Source organism: Methylomicrobium lacus (genome assembly GCF_041897535.1).
Lineage (GTDB): Bacteria > Pseudomonadota > Gammaproteobacteria > Methylococcales > Methylomonadaceae > Methylomicrobium > Methylomicrobium lacus_A.
Map to the genome: position 1 here is coordinate 2,182,328 of NZ_CP169217.1, position 20,332 is coordinate 2,202,659.

Genomic DNA, 20,332 nt, shown 5'->3' on the forward strand with positions numbered 1-20,332 from the left:
TAGAATCTGATGCTACTGAAAATAGCGGATGTTATGATTGTTTCACAATCACTCGCAATTGAGTATTGTACTTTGGTACTAAGACGCGAATTTTTGCCTGTCGGCAGGCAGAGGGGATGACTTGCCGGACGCAGCGAATCAGACTATCGGATCACGGGAGGCATTGACCGTGGTTTCGCTTAGCAGCATCTGCAAATTCGCTGCGGCAACCCCGTGCAAAACAGCCGTGAAGGTCTCAGGATGGATGTCGGTTGTGGAAACACTGACCGTCGTATGATTGCCGTCACTGCGGATCGAGAGCGTCAAATAGTCGCTGAGACATTCAGCCTGGATATCGCCCAGCAAATCCCTGATGTCTAGATTTCCGGATTGACTGCTTGAGACGGGAGAACTTGAGTTCATGACCTTTACTCATTCAACACGAGGCATTTTGACACACTTTAAAGTCGGGTACTTTGTAAGATCAAATTTCCGTATGCTACGCGAGATGAATCGCCAGAACCGCATTTTTTCAAAATCGCAGTAGAAAGAGCGCTGACTTCGGGTAAAATTTGCGGCGGCGCCTGTTTTATGACACCGCCGTGTGAGGTGAAGATTCAAGCCGATGCAACCAACCGCCTCACGACCCGAACATCCACTCTATAACCGTTTGCCTTATGACCATGAAAAAAACGCCCCTCGACCCAGACAAGATGCAGAAATTCATCAGCGAGGTCAAGCACAATCAAAAATTGAGAGAAGACACTTACCGCGAGCGGGCGCTTAAGTTGTACCCATGGATCTGCGGACGTTGCGCCCGGGAATTTACCCCCAAGAATCTTTCCGAATTGACCGTCCATCACAAGGACCACAATCACGACAACAATCCGCTCGACGGCAGCAACTGGGAGCTGTTATGCGTTTACTGCCATGACAACGAACACTCCCGTTACGAAGAAATGCGTTTCGGAACTTCGAATGCACTGAAGTCGTCGGCTCCGGCGTCGACGCATAATCCCTTTGCGGGACTGAAAGATTTGCTGGGGAAGAAATAGAGCCAGGCTTCAGGTTTAGGGCAAAAGGCGGCAGCTTGCGCCCTGAACCTACTTCAAGCGGTCAATCCCAAGATTTGCCAGCGCGTCCGCCCGGTCATTCTCCTTATGCCCCGAATGACCCTTCACCCATTTCCACTCCACCTGATGCCCGTTTCTGGCCGCATCCAGCCGGCGCCATAAATCCTCGTTTTTGACCGGCTTATTGCCGGCGGTTTTCCAGCCTCTTTTTTTCCAGTTCGGCAGCCATTCGGTGATGCCTTGCATCACGTATTTGGAATCGGTATTGACCTCCACCCTGCATTCCTTTTTCAACGCCTCGAGCCCTTGAATGGCCGCCGTCAACTCCATCCGGTTGTTGGTCGTCTCCTTTTCACCGCCGTATAATTCCTTGACGATACCTTTATAACTCAACAACACCCCCCAGCCGCCGGGACCGGGATTGCCGCGGCAGGCGCCGTCCGTGTAGATGATGACCGTATCCGTCATGAACCGACCCGTGTCGCAGGATTGATCGAATTCGCCAGCGCCAGACGCGGCGCGGTTTCGCAAACCGGGGTCAGCGGAATGATATTGTAACGCCGCTTGATCGCCTTGATCGCATAGGCATTGGCGCTCAAGGAATAACAATTGTCCATAAATTTGCCGTGTGTCGAACGTACCGAGTTAGCATTGAATTCGGTGAATAAAATAACTTCGAAATTGAGCAATTTCAACCAGTCGATGACGCGGGTGCGGCTGATGAAATGCCCCGACCAGGCGTCATGTTTTTGCCGCTCCCACAGATATTCATAGCGTATCCGCAAACTCCAGGGATTGAAATTGACCACCACCACGGTGCCTTCCGGTTTCAAGACGCGTTCGACTTCGCGCATGGTCCTAAGGCAACAGGGATCAAATTCCAGAAAATGCGGCAAAATGATCATATCCACGCTATCGCACTGCAGCGGTAAGCAACTGGCTTCCGCGCGGATTTTTTTGACCGCCGGATCGCCAAGCCCCTCCGCATCCAGCACGGTATAATATTTATATAAGGTGCAGTCGATCAACTCCGTTTCCCAGCCCAAGGCGCCAATCTGCAAAATCGTCTGTTTGCAGCTGACCGTGATCGAGCGCTGCAAATAATCAGTCTCCTGCCGCCTGAGCACTGCGCCGCGCGGGGTTTGATAGTAGGAAAATAAAAAGTCGCGCTTCATCGCATGTCAACACATGAGGATTGGTTGGTGTTTTTCCGAAAAAAATGTTATATACTTTGAAGCAAACGGCTTTAAAATTCGTTTGCAAAAATGACAACCGCCAATTGTTCGCAACTGGATTCAGACAAGTAATCTGCTGAAGGGGGCGTCGTTTTTTTATGATGCCACAAATCAGCACTTTATAGACATAAAAAAGGGTTAGAAAATGCAAATTAATTCTAACAGGTCAGTCAAATTATTGTCCCTGTCGCTCTCGTTGATCGCCGCTGGCTGCTCCCAGACTTCAAAAGATTCCTTGCACACCTACGACAGGCCGCCGCAAGTTTCTGCTGATGACAACAGCTTTTTCGGTCGTTTTTCTAATCGCTCCCCTAGCAGAAGCCACAGTGGCCAATACGCAACGGTATGGGAGAGGCTGTTATCGCTGTATGCCTTGCCCGAAATCGATAACGAGCGCGTCGATCGCGAGATCAACTGGTATCTGCAGCATCCGCAATCGCTCGTTTCCTTGCAGCAACGCGCGGAACCCTATCTGCACCACATCCTCGATGAGATCGAGGCGAAGCAGATTCCGGGCGAATTGGCCTTGTTGCCGGTCGTCGAAAGCTCATTTGTTCCCGACGCCTATTCGAAGAGTGCAGCCTCCGGGCTTTGGCAATTTATTCCTTCCACCGGCCAAGAGTTCGGACTTAAGCAAAATTCCTGGTACGACGGCCGCCGCGATGTCTATGCATCAACCAAAGCCGCGACCTCTTATTTGAAGCAGCTGAGCGAAAACTTCAACGGCGACTGGCTGCTGGCCCTTGCCTCCTATAACTACGGCAAGGGCAATGTCAGAAAATGCATCGAAAGAAACGAGGATATGGACCTGCCGACCGATTACTGGTCGCTTGACCTGCCCGATGAGACCTACCATTATGTGCCGAAGCTGCTCGCCGTCGCCAAGATTTTTGCGAATGCCGAACGCTATCATATCCCTCTGCGCCACATCCCGAACAAACCTTATTTCGAAGTCGTCGACATCAAGGCGCCGATCGATCTCAGCAAGGCCGCGCAGATGGCCAACACCCCGCTCAGCGAGTTTCTCAGACTAAACCCCGGCTTCAACCGCTGGTGCACCGCGCCGGACGGGCCACATCGCCTGTTGATCCCGGTAAAAAATGCCCCCCAGTTTAAGAAGAATCTGGCCGAGATACCCTATTACGAGCGCGTCAACTACTCGAAACTGGTCGCGGAACAGGAAGAACAAATCATTGCCGAATCGAATTATCACAAGCCCGAGCCTGCTATAATCAAACCCGCAGAGGGGCGCCCGTCTTCGGCGCAAAATTTTGCGAGCTACAGGGTCAAGCGCGGCGAAACCTTGGCGTCGATCGCCCAAAGGAATCATACGACGGTGCAAAATCTGCGCAGCACCAATCATTTGTCGAGAAACTCGGTTAATTACGGTTCGGTCTTGAAGATTCCGTCTGCGGCCGCCAACCCAAGCGCCAAATCGCTTATCTTAGCCAAGTCTTCCCACGCTTCGGAAAGCTATCACACCGTCAAAAAAGGCGACACTTTCTATAACATTGCCCGGCGTTACGCCGTCAGCCCCAAGGAATTGGCAAGCTGGAACCGTGTCAGCTTAAACAGCGCGCTGACACCCGGACGCAAGCTGATGATCAAAGGCCGCGAGCAACAGGTTGCCTCATCCTCAAACAGCCTGCGCTTGATTCGCTACACCGTCAGAAAAGGCGATACGCTGACCCAGCTTTCCCGAAAATTCAATATTTCGGTGAGCGATCTGCGCAAATCAAACGCGGTAGCACTGTCTAAAGGTTTGCAGCCCGGCCAAACACTGAAAGTTTTGGTGGATAGCAGCCACTCAACGATTTAACCCCGCTGGCGGTTTCGTCCTGTAATCGCTACGCTGATTTCACGGCGCAGGTTATTTCTGCAAATTGATACCCGCAACCCATGACGATCACTTGTTAAGGGCTGCGGGTTTTTAGTGAAGCCATCATGATGGCATCGCCAGATCAAGTATTGCTTTCAATTTTCCCCCTCGAACGCGGCAAAGCTCGGCGCCTCCGCACCGACCGATCGTGTTATCCCTTCTTCCCCAACTTTATCTCGTTCCCACGCGGCACGCTGATCTCTGCCTGCTTGTTCCGACTAATTCATCCGTGAACCATGTGAAGGAGTCGGAGTGTCTTCATAAATTCCGGTCAGCTTGCGTTTGAATTCATTCGCTATCTGCCTTGAATCCTGATTGGATTTCACGACGCGCGGAGTAATTAGAACCACCAATTCAGTTCGTGCCTGAGTATTTGACGTGTTACCGAACAGTGGCCCAATCAGAGGCAATTCATGTAAAAAGGGAAAGCCTCCTTTTGCAACGCTTCTATTGTCGTCGATCAATCCACCGAGCACGATGGTCTCCCCGCTTAAAACCGCCACATTGCTGGTGATTTCGCGGGTTTGGATCGTTGGTGAGTCGATTTGGCTGGACTGGGTTTGAACCGGTCTTTCGACGCTTTGTTCGATATCCATGATGACCATGCCATTGGCGTTAACCCTCGGCTTAACCTTCAATTTCACACCGGTTTTACGCTGTTGGATACCACTGGTGACTAATCCACCCGAAGTCTGGGTACTACTATTTCCAATAATAGGGGTTGTTGAGTTGACATTGGTGACATTCGTGGATTGCGAGGTTCTTAACGGAATTTCATCGCCAACCTGGATCGATGCCTCTTGATTGTTCAAGACCATCAAGGAGGGCGTCGAGATGACGTTGACTTTGCCTTTATTCGCTTCTGCGGTTAACAGCGCTCGGATATCGCCCGAATCGCTTGCGAAGGCATAACCGAACCCTCCCGTAGCGGCCGCAAGCGCAAGGGATTTTATACTCACATCGGCGGTTGGCGTCGACGAGTTTAAGGGTGCGCCTCTATTTTCTGCGACGGCCGTCCCCCCCGCATACTGATGTTCGATGTACCACCTGATGCCGTATTCCAAATTATCGGTCAGCGAGACCGAGACGATCTGGGCATCCACCAATACCTGCAATGGCATGACGTCAAGCTGCGCGATCACTTTATGGATTACCTCATACTCCTGAGGCGTCGACACGATCACGACCGAATTGTTCGCTGCATCGGCAATGATCCTGACATTTTCACCGACATTGGAAACCGAAGCGTCGCCGGTCTTTCCGGTTGACGCCGTCCGCTGCGAACTCTTCGTCTTTTCGGTAGAACTTTTATTGGTTATCGTGGCCGCCGTTTGACCTGGCGCGACTTTGGCCTGCTTGCTCGGCATCGCGGCGCCGGTAAAGATCGCATTCAATTCGTCAGCCAATTCGACGGCATCCATGTGCTGAACACGGTAGACGTTGACGCCGCCGCCGTGCGTCGAAGTCGCCCGGTCCAACCGGTACACCCAGCTTTCAATATCGCGCAAATAGTCTTGCTGCTGCGTAATCGCCAATACCGCATTCAAGCGCTCAATCGGCAAAAAGCGGAAAAAATCACCGCCTTCTTCCCCCCCCTTCACATTGAACACGGCTTCCAACTCCTTGATCACGTCCTCGGGCGCCACATGCTCCAAAGTAAACAGACCGAACGAGCGGCCGCGCAGTACATCGATGTCGAAGGAGGCGACCAAATCCATGATGCGCTCAAGCTCCGCGGATGATCCGGAAACAATCAGCGCGTTTCTGCCGGCATCCACATTGATGCCGGTTTTTTCCTGCAACAGCGGCTTGATCACTTCGAGCAAATCGGCCGCCGCGACATAACGAATCGGAATCACGCGGCTTTGAAACCCCGCGTTGCCCGCGCCTTGCCCCACGCCGGCGCTATACACGGCTTCCGCGGCCGGTTCGATATGGTAAATCCGCCCCTCCTTGACCAGCGCCGCATTATTCAATCGCAACACCATTTCCAGAGCGGGTATCAGCTCTTCCTTGGTCAAAGGTTCGGTCGTCTGCAACGTCACTTTACCGGCGACCTTCGGGCTCAACACATAATTCTGACCCAGGATATCGCTTAAGATTACCTTCGAGACTTCGCCGAGATCGGCTTCGTCGAAATTCAGGCTATAAGTGCCCGGCCCCGCCGATTTGGCTTGCGGCCGTCCAGAGCCGCCGCCCGCCCTCGCTTGTCTCGGAGAATAACGGCCGGAAGCAGGGTACAACTCGATCTTTGACTTTAAAGACTCCTCCGTCGCTTTTTTATTTTGCAGCTCTTCAAATAAAACGCCGGAGTTTTCGTTTAAAACCGGTTCGGATACCGGCGTCAACTTCAGTTTTTCAGCAGGTTTCGGCCCCATAAACTCGCAGCCGGAAAGCATTAACCCCGCTGCAACTAAACATGAAGCTGTTTTTAAGGTGGTTGAATTATTGTTCATTTTCGCTATTCTCGGATTCATCTTCAGCGGGTTCGGATTCAACGGGTTGCCTTCTGTTAAGCCTTCGCCGGATAGCTTCATCCTGTATTTGTCCTGTGTCGTTTGTTCTTGCGAGCGGTCTGCGCGCATTCCGCTGCGAATTCTGTTGTTGCGTGTTCTGGTCTTTAATTTGCTCCGGCGGCAGTTCCTTAGGCTTAGGTTTTCTCAGCACCAATTCCTTGGATTCCCCGCCTAACTCAAAAACGACACGATCCGGTTTAATCTTGGTCAAGCGCCAGCCATCCACGTCCTCATTTTCCGCGACCTTCCGATAGTTGTCCGCTTTGCCCTTTGCTCCGGGCGCGGCAGAAGGCGCAGCTCCCGCCACCGCCGGGACAGCGGCTCCCTCCTTAGTGCGGCTCAACAGCGCCGACAAGCCATTTTTTCCGGTAAATATTCCGTCCAGGCGCCAGTCAAACGTTTCGCTGCCGATTTGCTCCTTCTCTTTCTCGGGACTGGTTTCTTCTACCGGTTTTCTGCCTTTTAAAAATAACGGCCTAGCCACCAAATCGACATAACTTTCCTCGGTTTTCGCGCTCAGATCCACTTCCGGCACGGGCTCGCTTGAAAAATCCGACGACGTTGACGATTCGATCGAGCTCAGCAGGCGACTTTCGGAATATTTTGCGATCAGCCATTCGGCAACGATGATAACGAGCAATGCCGCGCAAACAGCCGATACCAATTTTAAAATTTTGATATTGATATTCATTCGGCCTTCTTTCTCATAAAACTGACCGCCTGAAAGTTCACATTCAAGTCATTGGTCTGTTCAATCTGCCGGGTTTGCCGATTTCTGACCCCGCGCATCGGCCGAATATCCAGTTGATCGATGATGATCAGCGGGGTCGATGTTTCCAGCCGATAGAGCACTGAGCGCAACACCTCCGAATTGCCGGTCATGCGCACGCTGACCGTCAACAGGCTGAACTTATCTTTGCTTTTTACCGGCAAGGCTTGCGTGCTGCTGAGCTGGCCGCCCGCGTCCACGATCGCCTTCTTAATGAACTCCTGAACTTCGGCCGAAGCCAGCGCCTCGGTACTCTGGCTATTGAAATAGTTTTGCTCCTGGATCGCTTCCTTGATGGTGCCGACGCTCGCGACCACGGCATCCTTGCCGGCCAATATCCTTTCATATTGCTTCAATTTAAGCGCAAGCTGGCCTTTTTCTTCGTGCAGCTCCATCCACTTGCTGACCGCCGGCACAAAAACAGCCGCGATCACCAGCAAAATCACCGCGACCAGAAGGCCGACAGCCAGCCCGCGCTGTATGTTCCTATTCTTTTCGTTGCTCACCTGACTGTTCCGTCTTGACAATATCGGCCGTTATCTGAAAACGTTCAAAACCGGTCGTCGTATCCTGAGTCACCGGCGAAACAAATTTGGCATTCGCAAAGATTTCCGAATCCTCCAACACCGCAATCAGGCCGGAAGCGGAAGGCGATTCGCCCTGTATCTGCAGATGCCCATCCGCAAACTGCAAATAGGTCAGCCAGGTATTATCGTCCTTGATCAAGGCGCTCAGCGTATTCAGCATCTCGATGACGGGCGGCGAAGCGTTTTTCGCCTTGATCAAATCCTCGGTTTCCGCAAGCACATCATCGATCTCTGCCTGCATACCTTTGATCTTCTTCGCGTCTTTTTCTATCGCATCGATTTTTTCCTGCAGCAGCGTGACCGTCTGATACTCAAACAGCACCGGCAGGAATAACACGGCCGCTAACAGCAGAATAACGCCCCCCGCCAGCGCCGCATAGATCAGATGGGATGTCTTATTGGTGTTGGCTCTGAGCCACTCCGGAAACAAATCGTAGGCTTCGTCGAGTTGCTTCAAATCATTTTCCGCGCCCTCATAATCGGCAAACAACGGCGAAATGCCAAGCGTGCTAAGATCCGCATAAAGACCATCCAGCACCTCGCGCGGCGTCAATATCAGCAGCACGGGGATCAGCCCGGGCTCAGCCGCCACATCCAATGATTTTACCGCAAAATAGACCTGTTCCGGTTTAAACGGTGTAAACCGCGACAGCTCGTAGGCCACCACCTGAGCCAGATTTTCTTTGGCGGCCGCCGGCAACGCCAACTCCCGACAAATCCCTTCCGCACGATGCAGACGGACAATAAAATTGGCCTTGGCGAGCCGCTCATCCTTTGCCAACAATTCGTTGAACTGCGCCGCGCCTTCTTCATTGCGGCTCAGCACGGCCAAGGGTTCCTGCGCCTCGCCGGCGTAAGACAACTCGAATTGATTGCCCCGGGTCCTGACGATGACCGTGTCGTGACGATCGCTAATGAGCTCCCTGAGTTTTTCAGGCACCAAAAAAGCGAGCTCTTTCTGCCACCATCTAAAGAACTTTTTAAAATCCAGTTCGATTGTCGAATTAAGATTTAGCATTCGGCGTCACTAATAATGAGTCCTTGTCCTCGGAAAATAACGATGTATCGGCCCGTTCTTCGCGTTTCCAGCTTAAAATCTGAAACGGCAACGCACCACCCGCCGTTCCGCCTGCACCCTGATTGTTGGCTACGATAGTTTTTATTATAGCGCCCGAACCATTTTCAAGTTGAGATTCGGCAATAATTTCAATGATATTGCCCTGTCCCGACCCACAATCGACCCCCGGCCCCAAGGGCACGGGCTGCATCAGGATCCCCGCTGCCGCACTTTGATTGCGCAATTGAATACACTGATTCACCAAAGCCGGATCAACGCCCATAGCCAGCATCACCTCGCCCGAGGCCTGACCCAGATTCAGTTGCTGCCCACCAGAGTACACCGTCACCAAGGGCTCCAATTGCTTCAAAATCGTTTCATCCATGCCCAATACCATTTGCAGTTCTTCCAGCGACTGAAACGGCTTATTTCTCGGCTGATACAGCTTGCCCGCCTCTTTATATTCTTTTTTTTCCGCCCCATCGATGTTGACGAGGTCGTCCTGATCGCGCCAATCCATGATTGCCGAAACCAAAGCGGTCTGTTTTTCCGGTTCCATCGGAACTTGCGCCATCAGTTGCTGCAACTGCGCCTGATTCGCTTGGTTCAGATCGATCTTGCCGGTTTCGCTTTGCAAGCGGATTCTGACCAGTGCATTCAGAAATTGTATCTGATAAATATTGCCGTCGGAATGCCAGCGCTTGGCCGGGTCCGGGTTCATCAGCATCATCTCTGCCATCGCGATGCCGGACTCGGCCGCCGCCAGGGCCTGCGCGCCGCCGGTGATGCCGGCTATCACCCCGGTCTCGCGCCGCATCGTCAGAGAAAAGCTTGCCGCCATGATCATCAACAACGACAGCACCCATAACACCAAAACCAAGGCAAAGCCCTGGTCTCTCTGCTGAGCAAAGGCAAGTGGACGCGAGCGCAATGTCTTCAAACTTCCTCGACTGCCTTCGGAATTATTCGTCAGCATTGTCTTGCGAGCCCTCATCATCGCCTTGGTCCTCCTCACTGTCTTCATCGCCGGATTGATCCGAACCCAGCCCAGAAGCATCTGCGGCGCCCGCCAGTTTTAACTCGAACGTCATTTCAGGCCAGAACACTTGATTTTCAAGATCGATCTTGATTTTGACCAGTTTGGGCAATTGATCCCTCTGCAGCCACTGATCCTGCCAATGGCTCTGGCTTTCTCCGGCTTCCTGGCCGAAATAGGCCAGTGAAAAATTACTGACATGCCTGATTAAGGTCTCTTCCTCCGTGATCCATTCATCGCCCTCGGCAACAGGGTAAAACGGCGCAATCGTCACTTTTATGACATTTTCCCTGTTTTCGTTCAATAATTGAATCGTGAACAATTGCAAGCCGGCCCTGCCCGCGCTGGCCGGAAAGGAAGAGACGAACTGCAACGTCTGGCGATCGCCTTGAAAGGAAAAAAGCCGCTCTTCCTTGGTAAAATCGTTCCAGAGAGGCCTCGCCATCACCAGATGGCGCTGAAAAAAATTGACGACGCCGGCGGTTTCGCTGACTTCAAAAATTTTTTTCTCGCCCTTTTCCCAGCTTTCCGCGCTGATCTTCAAGCTGACAAACAACAGCGTCATCATCACGCTGAGCAGCACCATCGCCACCAGCACTTCAATCAGCGTAAAACCTTGGGCTGACTTAGGGCTTTGCACCGGCAATCCCCGCCAATTTCAGCTTTGTCAACTCGAACTGCCTTTCGCCGCCGCCTCGGGAATTTTGATCTCCCCAACTGACCGTCGCAGTGACCATGAATAACTGGGCCGGAATGGTCTGCGTATCGATCCCTTCGGTGGTCAATACAAAAGGCGTCACCGTCAGCTCCCAGCGATATTTATCATTCATCACGCCGGATGCCTGTCCAGGATGTAACGGGCCTTCGACACCCGGCATCGCGATCACGGACTCGGCGATCTGCACGGCGGCGGTATAGTCTTCGGAAACCGTTGCATTGCGCAGACCCGAAGAAAAAATATTCAATAGCACGCCCAACGCGATCGCCATGATCGAAAAAGCCACCAGAATTTCGAGCAGCGAAAAACCGCGCTGAGATTTAAGCCGTCTTTGCATCGCCCGGGCCCGGTCAGTCGCGCGTGACATCTTCGACTTCGAGTTGACCGGTCAGCCAGTTGATGTCGATTTGCTTCGATACCTCGCCTCGATCCAAGACCACTCGCCCACCGGATGAAGAGCCGTCCGCAAAAAAACGGATATTGGCCTGGCCTTCTCCGGTCAGTTCGCTCTGCGCCGTCACCACCGTCACCGCAATCGACTCGGGTATCGCATAGTCCTTGTCGCGGTCTCCCACCCGATAAGTATTGTTGGCGAGATCAAACGACACGGTCATCTCCTGGTGCCTCATCAGCGCCTGGCCCCTGGCATAACGCAACGCGGACACGACATCCCTGACGACGGCCTTGTGCTCAAAAGTGCCTGTACCTGAGGATAAATTCAGCGCGACGACCGAAAATCCGAGAACGATGATGACCAATACGACCAGCAGCTCGAGTAAGGTAAAGCCTTGGGATCGGCGCAGTGAAACCTGCAACAGAGGCGTCATATTATTTCAACGCGCCACCGGCGCCGGCCAAGATGAGCTTAGGATCGATCAACATGAATCCGTCGCAGCAGGCTACGCATGCAGGGATTTATTCCCAGCTCACCACATCCTGATTCTCGCCTTCGCCGCCTTCTTTTTCATCCGCACCGAAAGAAAACAGGTCGAAGGCCCCATGTTCGCCGGGCGCGACATAATGATACTCATTTTGCCACGGATCCACCGGCACTTTTGATTTGCCCAGATAAGGCCCTTTCCAGCGCTTTGAATTATCGGACGACTCGACCAGGGCAGCCAAGCCTTGAGAAGACGTAGGATAACGATCCATGTCCAGTTTGTACATTTCCAGTGCCTGACTCAGTTCGGAAATCTGCACTTTTGCGGCTTTGGTCTTGGCTTCCGCCATATGTTTCATGACTTTCGGTCCGACCAGACCGGCCAGCATCGAGATGATCGCCAATACGACCAATAATTCCAACAGGGTAAAACCGCTCTGTTTATGATAAAAATGTCTCATGTGTTTGTCATTATCCATTAGCAATGTTTAATTTATATAAAAACTTCTCTTCACTCTCAAAACTGCACACCCCGGGGCTTTCGCCCCGGCCCATCAACGCCATTGCGTTAGAAAGCCAAATCATTGACGCTCAAAATGGCCAGCAGAATCGAGACGATGATGCCGGCGATCATCAGCCCCAGGGTGATGATCAAGGCCGGCTCCAACAAGGCCAGCATGCGCTGAATCGCGATTTTCAACTGTTTATCGTAGATTTCCGCCACCCGCAGCAGCATTTCTTCCAGATGCCCGGTTTCTTCGCCCATTTTAATCATTTGCACGGCCATTTTGGGGAAAATTCCGGTTTTGACCAAGGCATCGGACATCCTTTTGCCCTGCTTCAACTCCTCTTCCGCATACTGGATTGCATCGACCAGCACCAGGTTGTCCACGGTCTCCTTGACGATGATCAAGGCCGAAAGTATGGAAACGCCATTGCCCAATAAAGTTCCCAGGGTCCGGGTCATGTTCGCGGTTTCCTTGTTCACGATGACCATGTCGGCAAGCGGCAGTTTCAGAAACCGCCCGTCCCAGACCTTCTTTCTGACCGGATCGGCCAATTGAAAGCGCATATAGCTGACCGCAAAAATCGCGCCGCCGATCAGTAGCCACCAATAGCTCTGCAGCCATTCGGCGAGGCCGATAACGATCTGGGTCGACACCGGCAATTGCTGGCCCGCGCTTTCGAACATTTCGGTAAACTGCGGCACCACAAAAATCAGCATCACGAACAGCGACGCCAGCGACATGACCAGCAGCACAGCCGGATAGATCAGCGCGGTGCTGACCGTATCCCTCAACTCGCGCGAGCGTTCCAGATATTCCGACAGCCGGTTCAACACATCGCCCAGACTGCCGCCGGCCTCGCCGGCCCGAATCATGTTCAGATAGAAACGCGAAAAAACGCCGGGCTGCTTGTCCAGCGCGTCGGCCAGGGACGAGCCGCCCTTGACTTTTTCCAACACCTTCGCGATCAGCTTGCTCAGCTTCTCATTGTCTTCGGTCAGATCGATCAACACGGTCAGCGACTTATCCAGCGGCAAGCCGGAATCGAGCAGGGTCGCCAATTCGCTGGTAAACATGCCGATTTCCTTTTGACTCAGCTTGGTCCGTTTCGCTCCCAGACTCAGGCCGAGAAAACTTTTTGCGCTGGCCGGACTGACCTTGATCGGAATGTAGCCTTCCGACTGCAACAGGCCGATCAGGCTGGCCTCGTCGCTGGCATCCCGCACCCCTTCCTCGGTTTCGCCGAGGCTGTTGATCGCTTTATAGGCATAGAGCGGCATATCAGGTTTCCGTCGTGACGCGTAACACTTCTTCGAGGGTCGTGACGCCCTGCACAACCTTGTCCAGGCCGTCTTCGTACATCGTCCGCATGCCCTCTTCTATGGCCAATTTCTGGATCTCGCCCGCTTCTTCGTGCGCCATGATCAATTTGCGCAGCGGATCGGTCATCCGCAAAAACTCGATGATCGCCAACCGTCCGCGGTAACCCACGCCGCCGCAGGAGGCGCAGCCGACCGCTTTGAATAGCGTGATGTCGCCTTCCGGCTGATAACGACGAAGATTCAATTCCGTGACCAGCTCGGGCGGCGCCGGATGGCCCTCTTTACAGTGCGGACACAGTTTTCTGACCAGACGCTGCGCCAGGATGCCGTTCACGGTCGAACTCAACAGATACTCTTCCAGCCCCATGTCCAGAAGGCGCGTGACGCCGCCCGCCGCATCATTCGTATGCAGTGTCGACAGCACCAAGTGACCTGTCAATGCGGACTGCACCGCGATCTTGGCGGTCTCCAGGTCGCGCATTTCGCCGATCATGATCACGTCCGGATCCTGCCGGACGATCGACCGCAGTGCCGCCGCGAAGGTCAGGCCGATCTGCGGCTTGGCCTGAATCTGATTGACGCCTTCCAATTGATACTCGACCGGATCCTCGACCGTGATGATCTTGCGTTCGGAGGTATTCAGCATCTTCAACGCCGCATACAGCGAGGTCGATTTACCGCTACCGGTCGGACCGGTAATCAGGATGATGCCGTGCGGCTGCGCCAACACTTCGAGGAATTGCTCGGAATGCCGCCCCGAAAAACCGAGCGCCGCGAAATCGAACACCATGTTTTCCTTGTCCAGCAAACGGATCACCACGCTTTCGCCGTACATCGTCGGAATCGTCGACACCCGCAGATCGAGCTCCTTGCCGAGCATCTGCACCTTGATGCGGCCGTCCTGCGGCAGCCGGCGTTCGGCGATGTTGAGCTTCGCCATGATCTTGATCCGTGAGATCACCGCCGCGGTCGACTTGACCGGCGGCGAATTGATGTCCTGCAACACGCCGTCGATGCGCAGCCGCACCTTCAAGGTATGCTCGAACGGCTCGATGTGAATATCCGACGCCTTCGTCTCGATCGCGCGCTGCATGATCAGATTCACCATCTTGATCACCGGCGCCTCGCTGGCCAGATCCTTCAAATGCTCCAGATCTTCCTCGCCGACCTCATCGACGGTCAGATCATCGACGATCCTATCCATTTGCGAGCGCCCTTCGCCATATTGCATCTCCAGCGCCGCATCGATTTCGGACAATAGGCCCACCTTCGTGAAAACCCTTTTGCCGGTCGCCAGTTGCAACGCATCGATCACGAATTGATCTTCCGGGTCCATCATCGTGACCTCGATTTCTTCGTCGCGGCTAGCCATCCCGATCACATGATAGTTCTTCAGAAACCTGAGCGACACGCTGTCGGGCAATGGCGACTCCAGCGGATACTCGCCGGACACGGTCTTCTCGAAATGCCCCGCCTCGACAAACGCATCGGCCACATCGAGCTCGGAACACAAACCCAGCTTGACCAGCAAATGCGGCAACCCTTCCGCGACGGAAGACTTCTGCATCCGCTCGACCTTTTTCAATTCGTTGGCGGACAGCTTGTTTTTATCGAGCAGAATGTTCAGAAAGGATTGATAAGGTTTCGCAGCCTTTTCCATTACGATTTCCATATTGAATCCCTCAACGGTGATGAGCCGGCAAAAATGACAATTTTACGACCTGGGAGTGACAGTAGAATTAAAATATTAATGATGTCGCCGATTACTCTCGATCCTGAGAGGATTTGCCCTGGCTGGAGACAAAACGCAAATTATATTTATCGATCAAACTGTACGGCGTGACGCGAGAAATATGCAAAACGCTTGCCGCCCTGGTCACATTATAATTAGCATAACGCATCGCCGAAAGAATTGCATCCTGATCCGCTTCGGCGCGCCGTGTTCACAGTCGGGGAGTCGCTTAAATAAATCCCCGCAGCCTTCTTGCTACCCGATTAGCCTAGACGCCTTCTCGATGATCAGGTTTGCATCAATCTCGCGGATCGAAAAATCGTTTTTGTTTAGTTTGTAAGGATTCACCGTTGAGACAGACTTGACGACTTGATTGATGTCGGTTTGGTAGACCCGGCTGACCGGAGTCGGGCCAAAGATCGTGATCGACGGCCTGTTCAGCGCCCAGGCCATGTGGGTCGGCCCGGTGTCGTTGCCGATCAGCAAATCAACGCGAGCTATCAACGCTTTCAGGCTGTTCAAATCCAGCTTCGGCAAGGCTTTGACATAGCCGCTCTGCGCCGCCATCCATTCGGCGCGCACTTTTTCCTCATCACTAGCCCAAACGGCCAGGCAGTTTTGTTTTAACGCCTCGGCAATTTTGACATAGCCTTCAGCCGGGTAGTTCCGGCTTTCCCAGGTTGACCCGGTCACCAGCACGATGTTCTTTCGGTCTTGCCGCAGATAATCGTCGAGGTTCGGCGATGCGTTCCGATAAAACAGGAAGGGCTTTTTATGCAGGATTTGCTCGCGGCTGATTTCAAACCCCAAGGGCTGCGACAGCACCGTCGCATTGCGGTCTATCGTATTCGCATCATAGGCGCAGTGGACTTTCTGATGATAAAACCAGGAGGCAGCTTTTTCGCGTATCGAGGCGGCATCGAAACCGGCGACCTTTTGGCCTATCAAGCGGGCCACGACCGCCGACTTGATCAGGCCTTGCGCATCGATGACCCAATCGTAGTGGCGATCCGCAAACGCGCGGATTTTTCTAAGCTCCGCGAAAAAGCGCGACTTGTCGGTCTTGAGAACTTTTAGATTGACGGTCAGTATCGCGTTCAGATCGGGATTGTGCGCCAGCACACCCGCAAAGCGCTCTTCGACGATCCAGTCGATCCGGCTCTCGGGGAGCTGCGCCTTGATGAATTGCAGCGCCACCATCGCATGCACGATGTCGCCGAGCGCGGAAAGTTTGACGATCGCGATCCGCACGCTGGATTACCCGGCCAGCAACGCTAAAATACGTTCAGGACTGATGCCGGTCAGGCAGTGCGCATGGTCCGGATGATCCTCCGGATACAAAAGGCAGACACGCCTGAAGCAGGGCGCGCAGTTCAGATGCAGCGACACGATCTGAGCCTTGGCATGCAAAGGCGGCGTAAAGCCGGGGTCTGACGAGCCGTAAATCGCGATCAATGGCTTATCGAGCGCGGCCGCCATATGCATCAGCCCGGAATCGTTGCTGACCACCGCGGTGGCCAGCGACAACAGATCGAGCGCCTGATCGAGCTGCGTGCGGCCGGCAAAATCGACGCACGATCCGCCCGCCTTTTGATTGATGTCCCCGGTTACCGCCCTGTCCTTCTCCGAACCGAACAGCCAGACCTGCCAGCCTTCGGCTAACTTCCGCCGAGCCAGTTCGGCGAAATGCCCGCTCGGCCAGCGTTTGGCCGGGCCGTATTCGGCGCCGGGACACAAGGCCAGGATGTTGCCGCCGGCTTGGATTTGAAAGGTTTCGGTGACCGCCGCCTGCTGCGCAGGATCGATCGGAAGGGTTGGAATCGGATAGGCGGGAGGCTGCTCCGCGTTTTTCGGCGACGCCAGGGCGACGAAGCGCTGCACGGTCATCGTCAATTTTTGTTTGTCGAGCCTTCTTGCATCGTTCAAGAGGCCCCAGCGGCATTCGCCGATATAGCCGGTGCGAACAGGGATGCTCGCAAAAAAAGGCACGAGCGCGGATTTCCAGGAATTGGGCAGTACGATGGCGCGGGTATAGGCCTCGCTACGGAGTTGCCTGCCCAGTTTGATCCGTTCAGCCAGACCGAACTGGCCGTGCGAGAGGGGCATCGCAATCGATCGGGTCACTTCCGGCATCTTTTCCAGTAGCGGAAAGGTCCAGCCCGGCGCCAGCACGTCGATTTGGCAGTCTGGGTCGCCTGCTTTCAACGCGATAAAAAGGCTCTGCGCCATCACCATGTCGCCGACCCAGGACGGGCCGACGACCAGTATCTTGCTCAAAGGTTCAGGCTGCAAATTTATTTCGCGACATAGGTCAACCATTCGGCATGGTCGTCCCTGCGTCCGTGGACATAATCGAAATACAGCGCTTGCAGTTTCTCGGTGATCGGGCCGCGGCTGCCGCTGCCGATCGTGCGGCCGTCGTGCTCGCGAATCGGGGTCACCTCGGCGGCCGAACCGGTAAAGAACGCCTCGTCGGCGATATACACTTCGTCGCGGCTGATCCGTTTGACGATCACTTCGAGCCCCTGCTCGGCCGCGATCGTCATGATCGTGTCGCGGGTAATGCCTTCCAGCGCGGAAGTCGTCTCCGGCGTATAGAGTTTGCCGTCACGGACGATGAACAGATTCTCGCCGCTGCCTTCGGCGCAGAAGCCTTCATGATCGAGCAGCAGCGCCTCGTCATAACCGTTCGCCTTCGCTTCCTGCAAGGCCAGGATCGAATTGATATAGTTGCCGTTCGCCTTCGCCTTCAACATCGTGCTGTTCACATGATTGCGGGTATAGGACGAGGTCCGGATCCGGATGCCTTTTTCCATGTTGTCGGCGCCGAGATAGGCGCCCCAGGTCCAGGCCGCCACCATCACGTGCACCTTCAGATTGTCGGCCCTGAGCCCCATGCCTTCGGAGCCGTAGAAACACATCGTGCGGATGTAGGCGCTATCGAGATTGTTCTTGGAGATCGAACCGCGCTGCGCCTCGTTGATTTCGTCCTTGCTGAACGGCATCGGCATGTTCATGATGTGCGCGGAACGGAACAGGCGGTCGGTATGCTCCTTCATCTTGAAGATCGCCGGGCCTTTTTCTGCGTGATAGGCTCTGAGGCCTTCGAAAACGCCGCCGCCGTAATGCAGCGTGTGGGTCAGGACGTGAGTTTTCGCATCGCGCCAGTCAACCCATTTTCCGTCCAGCCAGATAGTGCCGTCTCTATCGTCCATCGTCATTTCCGATACTCCAAAGTGTGCTTAATGAATGTATAAATATGAAACTCGTCCGCCGGAGACATCCGTGCGGCACTGACCGCCGCCGACTCGTAAAAGCGCACGCCGCCGGTAGTTGTATTTACGCGCCCCGGTGTAAGGGAAGAATTGTACTATAAACTCGGCGCCGACCATACCGGGATTCGGTAAAAGGTTGACGCAGCGCGTTTTTTGACATCAAGAAAGGAGTCTGCCCGCATTCACCGCACCAGCAAATCGGCCCCGAACCAATCCACCAACACGCTGCGGTAGTGTTCGGATTTTTTGACTTGCAGATGTTCGAGCGGATTCAGATTGTCGGTCAGCAGCACGCCGCGGGTTTTATCGACCTGAAATTTCCGCTCTCTGAGCCAGTCGATCTGATCCGCGAACAGCGATTTGGACTCAAAATCGATCGGCTCCTCGGATGCCAGAAAGATGAAATCGTTGAAATCCTTGCCCGGCTCCGAGATGAACAGGGATTGATGCGGGAACACCCGATCGACCGTTTTGGCGACCGCAGGCAGCGCCAGATTATCCTGTCCTTCCGCAAAACTGACAAAGTTGACCGCCAGGATGCCCCGCTCGGACAACAGTCCCTTCAGTTGCTGCAAAGTCTCGACCGTCAACAGATGCGAAGGCTCCGAACCGCCGGTGAAACAGTCGTGGATGATCAGATCGTAAGGGCCCTTCAGGTGGCGGATCTCATAGCGCGCATCGCCGATGATGTTTTTCCCGGCCGGATTGAAACCGAAATAACGGCTCGCCGCTGCCGCGACCGCAGGATCGATCTCCAACGTATCGGTCTCGATGTTATAGCGGTCGTGCAGCACTTCGACCATTTTGCCGGCGCCGAGACCGACGATCAACGCCCGCTTCATGCCGGGCCGAAGCGCCGGAATCAGGCCGACGATGTCCTGATAGCTGAGCCGGTTGCCGCCGTCGCTGATGCCGGCCGCGCCGATCATCGAGGCATCGGAGGTCAGCATGCGCAAATTGCGCGCCGGCTGGTCGATTACGCGCACCCAGCCGTATAGGCTCTCCCGTTCGGACAGGATTTTGAATTTATCGCCGCCCTGCGGCAAATGGCCGGCATCGACGATTTTGGGCAACAAACCCAGGCCGACCACCAATAAGAACACGCTGGAAACGATCGCCGAATTCATCGCCAGCCGTTTTTGTTCGAATATCGCAATCAACACCGACAGCAGCAACAGAAACACGCCGGTGCCGATGAAGATTTCGCGCGAACCCAAAAGCGGAAACAGATAGAAGCCGAGAAACAGCGTGCCCGCGACGCTGCCGAGCGTGCTGACCGCATAGATAGAACCCACGCTGGAACCTACGCCGTCCAGGCGCGAGGTCGCGAGCTTGATCGCGAACGGCCCGACCATCCCCAGCATCGTCAGACTCGGGAAAAACAGCACCAATGCGCTGGCCAGCGCGCCGAGGCGAAGCCCCAAGGGATCGGTCGCCAGCAGCACCGGCCGAGTCAGCCAGGGAATCAGCAAGGTCAGGACCGCCGCCAGCGCGATGATCAGCGACAAACCGGCGCGCTTGGCCCGGTCGGCCCAATGCCCGCCGATAAAATAACCGATCGCCAGCGCCATCATCGTGACCGAGATCAGCGAAGACCAGACATACAGGCTCGCGCCGTAAAACGGCGCGATCATCCGGGTGCCCAAAAGCTCGATCACCATCACCGAAGCGCCGGTCAGAAACACGGTCAGGTAGAGACCGCTGCGTTCGATCGTGTTAAAAACGTTGTTCGACATTTCGGATTCCTTTTACGATTGCGGATTTGGCA

At 54.3% G+C, this 20,332-nt stretch carries 21 protein-coding genes; 2 read left to right on the forward strand and 19 right to left on the reverse strand.

Annotation, left to right across the window (positions count from 1 at the left end; translation table 11 throughout):
• Positions 1–138: 138 nt before the first annotated feature.
• On the reverse strand, positions 139–402 hold the full coding sequence (locus ACEPPP_RS09470) for a type I secretion C-terminal target domain-containing protein (protein ID WP_374090856.1): 264 nt from the start codon (positions 400–402) through the stop codon (positions 139–141).
• Between the two features lie 254 nt (positions 403–656).
• On the opposite strand from ACEPPP_RS09470, the gene ACEPPP_RS09475 reads away from it, so the two are divergent.
• Entirely contained in the window at positions 657–1,034 is a 378-nt protein-coding gene (locus tag ACEPPP_RS09475) for a YajD family HNH nuclease (RefSeq protein WP_374090857.1), read from the forward strand.
• Between the two features lie 48 nt (positions 1,035–1,082).
• On the opposite strand, the gene rnhA is transcribed toward ACEPPP_RS09475, so the two are convergent.
• Together rnhA and ACEPPP_RS09485 are read right to left on the reverse strand one after the other, a co-directional pair.
• The gene (gene rnhA, locus ACEPPP_RS09480; RefSeq protein WP_374090858.1) at positions 1,083–1,520 is read right to left on the reverse strand and encodes a ribonuclease HI; all 438 of its coding nucleotides are present in this window, start codon (positions 1,518–1,520) and stop codon (positions 1,083–1,085) included.
• A complete protein-coding gene (locus ACEPPP_RS09485) occupies positions 1,517–2,227 on the reverse strand; it encodes a class I SAM-dependent methyltransferase (protein ID WP_374086121.1) in 711 nt (236 codons plus the stop codon). Before ACEPPP_RS09485 ends, rnhA begins: the two co-directional genes overlap by 4 nt.
• A 205-nt stretch (positions 2,228–2,432) precedes the next feature.
• Between ACEPPP_RS09485 and ACEPPP_RS09490 the strand changes: the two genes are divergently transcribed.
• Positions 2,433–4,106, forward strand: coding sequence for a LysM peptidoglycan-binding domain-containing protein (locus ACEPPP_RS09490; RefSeq protein WP_374086123.1), 1,674 nt, complete (start codon positions 2,433–2,435; stop codon positions 4,104–4,106).
• 278 nt (positions 4,107–4,384) lie between these two features.
• On the opposite strand, the gene gspD is transcribed toward ACEPPP_RS09490, so the two are convergent.
• The 16 genes from gspD to ACEPPP_RS09570 form a co-directional block, all read right to left on the reverse strand.
• Positions 4,385–6,544, reverse strand: a complete 2,160-nt coding sequence (gene gspD / locus ACEPPP_RS09495) for a type II secretion system secretin GspD (RefSeq protein WP_374086125.1) — start codon at positions 6,542–6,544, stop codon at positions 4,385–4,387.
• Positions 6,545–6,611: 67 nt separating this feature from the next.
• On the reverse strand, positions 6,612–7,373 hold the full coding sequence (locus ACEPPP_RS09500) for a hypothetical protein (RefSeq protein WP_374086126.1): 762 nt from the start codon (positions 7,371–7,373) through the stop codon (positions 6,612–6,614).
• Positions 7,370–7,957: a type II secretion system protein GspM gene (gene gspM, locus ACEPPP_RS09505; protein WP_374086131.1), complete on the reverse strand. Its 588-nt coding sequence runs from the start codon at positions 7,955–7,957 to the stop codon at positions 7,370–7,372. The genes ACEPPP_RS09500 and gspM overlap by 4 nt, the downstream gene beginning before the upstream one ends.
• Positions 7,938–9,056 (reverse strand): PilN domain-containing protein, encoded by a 1,119-nt coding sequence (locus ACEPPP_RS09510; protein WP_374086132.1) that lies wholly within the window; start codon positions 9,054–9,056, stop codon positions 7,938–7,940. Before ACEPPP_RS09510 ends, gspM begins: the two co-directional genes overlap by 20 nt.
• Positions 9,043–10,071 carry a general secretion pathway protein GspK gene (locus tag ACEPPP_RS09515; RefSeq protein WP_374086133.1) on the reverse strand — a complete coding sequence of 343 codons (1,029 nt, stop codon included), beginning with the start codon at positions 10,069–10,071 and terminating at the stop codon, positions 9,043–9,045. Before ACEPPP_RS09515 ends, ACEPPP_RS09510 begins: the two co-directional genes overlap by 14 nt.
• On the reverse strand, positions 10,058–10,771 hold the full coding sequence (locus ACEPPP_RS09520) for a prepilin-type N-terminal cleavage/methylation domain-containing protein (protein WP_374086135.1): 714 nt from the start codon (positions 10,769–10,771) through the stop codon (positions 10,058–10,060). Before ACEPPP_RS09520 ends, ACEPPP_RS09515 begins: the two co-directional genes overlap by 14 nt.
• Positions 10,758–11,216, reverse strand: coding sequence for a prepilin-type N-terminal cleavage/methylation domain-containing protein (locus tag ACEPPP_RS09525; RefSeq protein WP_374086137.1), 459 nt, complete (start codon positions 11,214–11,216; stop codon positions 10,758–10,760). The genes ACEPPP_RS09520 and ACEPPP_RS09525 overlap by 14 nt, the downstream gene beginning before the upstream one ends.
• The gene (locus tag ACEPPP_RS09530) at positions 11,200–11,676 is read right to left on the reverse strand and encodes a GspH/FimT family protein (protein WP_374086138.1); all 477 of its coding nucleotides are present in this window, start codon (positions 11,674–11,676) and stop codon (positions 11,200–11,202) included. The genes ACEPPP_RS09525 and ACEPPP_RS09530 overlap by 17 nt, the downstream gene beginning before the upstream one ends.
• A gap of 88 nt (positions 11,677–11,764) precedes the next feature.
• Positions 11,765–12,190, reverse strand: coding sequence for a type II secretion system major pseudopilin GspG (gene gspG / locus ACEPPP_RS09535; protein WP_374086140.1), 426 nt, complete (start codon positions 12,188–12,190; stop codon positions 11,765–11,767).
• A 107-nt stretch (positions 12,191–12,297) separates the two neighbouring features.
• A complete protein-coding gene (locus tag ACEPPP_RS09540) occupies positions 12,298–13,515 on the reverse strand; it encodes a type II secretion system F family protein (protein ID WP_374086142.1) in 1,218 nt (405 codons plus the stop codon).
• Between the two features lies 1 nt (position 13,516).
• Positions 13,517–15,217, reverse strand: a complete 1,701-nt coding sequence (gene gspE, locus ACEPPP_RS09545; RefSeq protein WP_374086143.1) for a type II secretion system ATPase GspE — start codon at positions 15,215–15,217, stop codon at positions 13,517–13,519.
• Between the two features lie 103 nt (positions 15,218–15,320).
• Positions 15,321–15,458 (reverse strand): hypothetical protein, encoded by a 138-nt coding sequence (locus ACEPPP_RS09550; RefSeq protein ID WP_374086145.1) that lies wholly within the window; start codon positions 15,456–15,458, stop codon positions 15,321–15,323.
• Between the two features lie 86 nt (positions 15,459–15,544).
• Positions 15,545–16,540, reverse strand: a complete 996-nt coding sequence (waaC, locus tag ACEPPP_RS09555; protein WP_374086147.1) for a lipopolysaccharide heptosyltransferase I — start codon at positions 16,538–16,540, stop codon at positions 15,545–15,547.
• A 6-nt stretch (positions 16,541–16,546) separates the two neighbouring features.
• A complete protein-coding gene (gene waaF, locus ACEPPP_RS09560; protein WP_374090914.1) occupies positions 16,547–17,524 on the reverse strand; it encodes a lipopolysaccharide heptosyltransferase II in 978 nt (325 codons plus the stop codon).
• Positions 17,525–17,583: 59 nt separating this feature from the next.
• The gene (locus ACEPPP_RS09565; protein WP_374086149.1) at positions 17,584–18,510 is read right to left on the reverse strand and encodes a branched-chain amino acid transaminase; all 927 of its coding nucleotides are present in this window, start codon (positions 18,508–18,510) and stop codon (positions 17,584–17,586) included.
• Between the two features lie 236 nt (positions 18,511–18,746).
• Positions 18,747–20,300, reverse strand: coding sequence for a fused MFS/spermidine synthase (locus ACEPPP_RS09570; RefSeq protein ID WP_374086150.1), 1,554 nt, complete (start codon positions 20,298–20,300; stop codon positions 18,747–18,749).
• Between the last annotated feature and the right edge of the window lie 32 nt (positions 20,301–20,332).

What these genes read in the sequence shown, in the direction of transcription:
- ACEPPP_RS09470 (WP_374090856.1), bottom strand. Translation starts at nt 402, where the DNA reads ATGAACTCAAGTTCTCCCGTCTCAAGCAGTCAATCCGGAAATCTAGAC.
- ACEPPP_RS09475 (WP_374090857.1), top strand. Translation starts at nt 657, where the DNA reads ATGACCATGAAAAAAACGCCCCTCGACCCAGACAAGATGCAGAAATTC.
- rnhA (WP_374090858.1), bottom strand. Translation starts at nt 1,520, where the DNA reads ATGACGGATACGGTCATCATCTACACGGACGGCGCCTGCCGCGGCAAT.
- ACEPPP_RS09485 (WP_374086121.1), bottom strand. Translation starts at nt 2,227, where the DNA reads ATGAAGCGCGACTTTTTATTTTCCTACTATCAAACCCCGCGCGGCGCA.
- ACEPPP_RS09490 (WP_374086123.1), top strand. Translation starts at nt 2,433, where the DNA reads ATGCAAATTAATTCTAACAGGTCAGTCAAATTATTGTCCCTGTCGCTC.
- gspD (WP_374086125.1), bottom strand. Translation starts at nt 6,544, where the DNA reads ATGGGGCCGAAACCTGCTGAAAAACTGAAGTTGACGCCGGTATCCGAA.
- ACEPPP_RS09500 (WP_374086126.1), bottom strand. Translation starts at nt 7,373, where the DNA reads ATGAATATCAATATCAAAATTTTAAAATTGGTATCGGCTGTTTGCGCG.
- ACEPPP_RS09510 (WP_374086132.1), bottom strand. Translation starts at nt 9,056, where the DNA reads ATGCTAAATCTTAATTCGACAATCGAACTGGATTTTAAAAAGTTCTTT.
- ACEPPP_RS09515 (WP_374086133.1), bottom strand. Translation starts at nt 10,071, where the DNA reads ATGCTGACGAATAATTCCGAAGGCAGTCGAGGAAGTTTGAAGACATTG.
- ACEPPP_RS09525 (WP_374086137.1), bottom strand. Translation starts at nt 11,216, where the DNA reads ATGTCACGCGCGACTGACCGGGCCCGGGCGATGCAAAGACGGCTTAAA.
- ACEPPP_RS09530 (WP_374086138.1), bottom strand. Translation starts at nt 11,676, where the DNA reads ATGACGCCTCTGTTGCAGGTTTCACTGCGCCGATCCCAAGGCTTTACC.
- gspG (WP_374086140.1), bottom strand. Translation starts at nt 12,190, where the DNA reads ATGAGACATTTTTATCATAAACAGAGCGGTTTTACCCTGTTGGAATTA.
- ACEPPP_RS09540 (WP_374086142.1), bottom strand. Translation starts at nt 13,515, where the DNA reads ATGCCGCTCTATGCCTATAAAGCGATCAACAGCCTCGGCGAAACCGAG.
- gspE (WP_374086143.1), bottom strand. Translation starts at nt 15,217, where the DNA reads ATGGAAAAGGCTGCGAAACCTTATCAATCCTTTCTGAACATTCTGCTC.
- ACEPPP_RS09550 (WP_374086145.1), bottom strand. Translation starts at nt 15,458, where the DNA reads ATGCGTTATGCTAATTATAATGTGACCAGGGCGGCAAGCGTTTTGCAT.
- waaF (WP_374090914.1), bottom strand. Translation starts at nt 17,524, where the DNA reads ATGGTGATGGCGCAGAGCCTTTTTATCGCGTTGAAAGCAGGCGACCCA.
- ACEPPP_RS09565 (WP_374086149.1), bottom strand. Translation starts at nt 18,510, where the DNA reads ATGACGATGGACGATAGAGACGGCACTATCTGGCTGGACGGAAAATGG.
- ACEPPP_RS09570 (WP_374086150.1), bottom strand. Translation starts at nt 20,300, where the DNA reads ATGTCGAACAACGTTTTTAACACGATCGAACGCAGCGGTCTCTACCTG.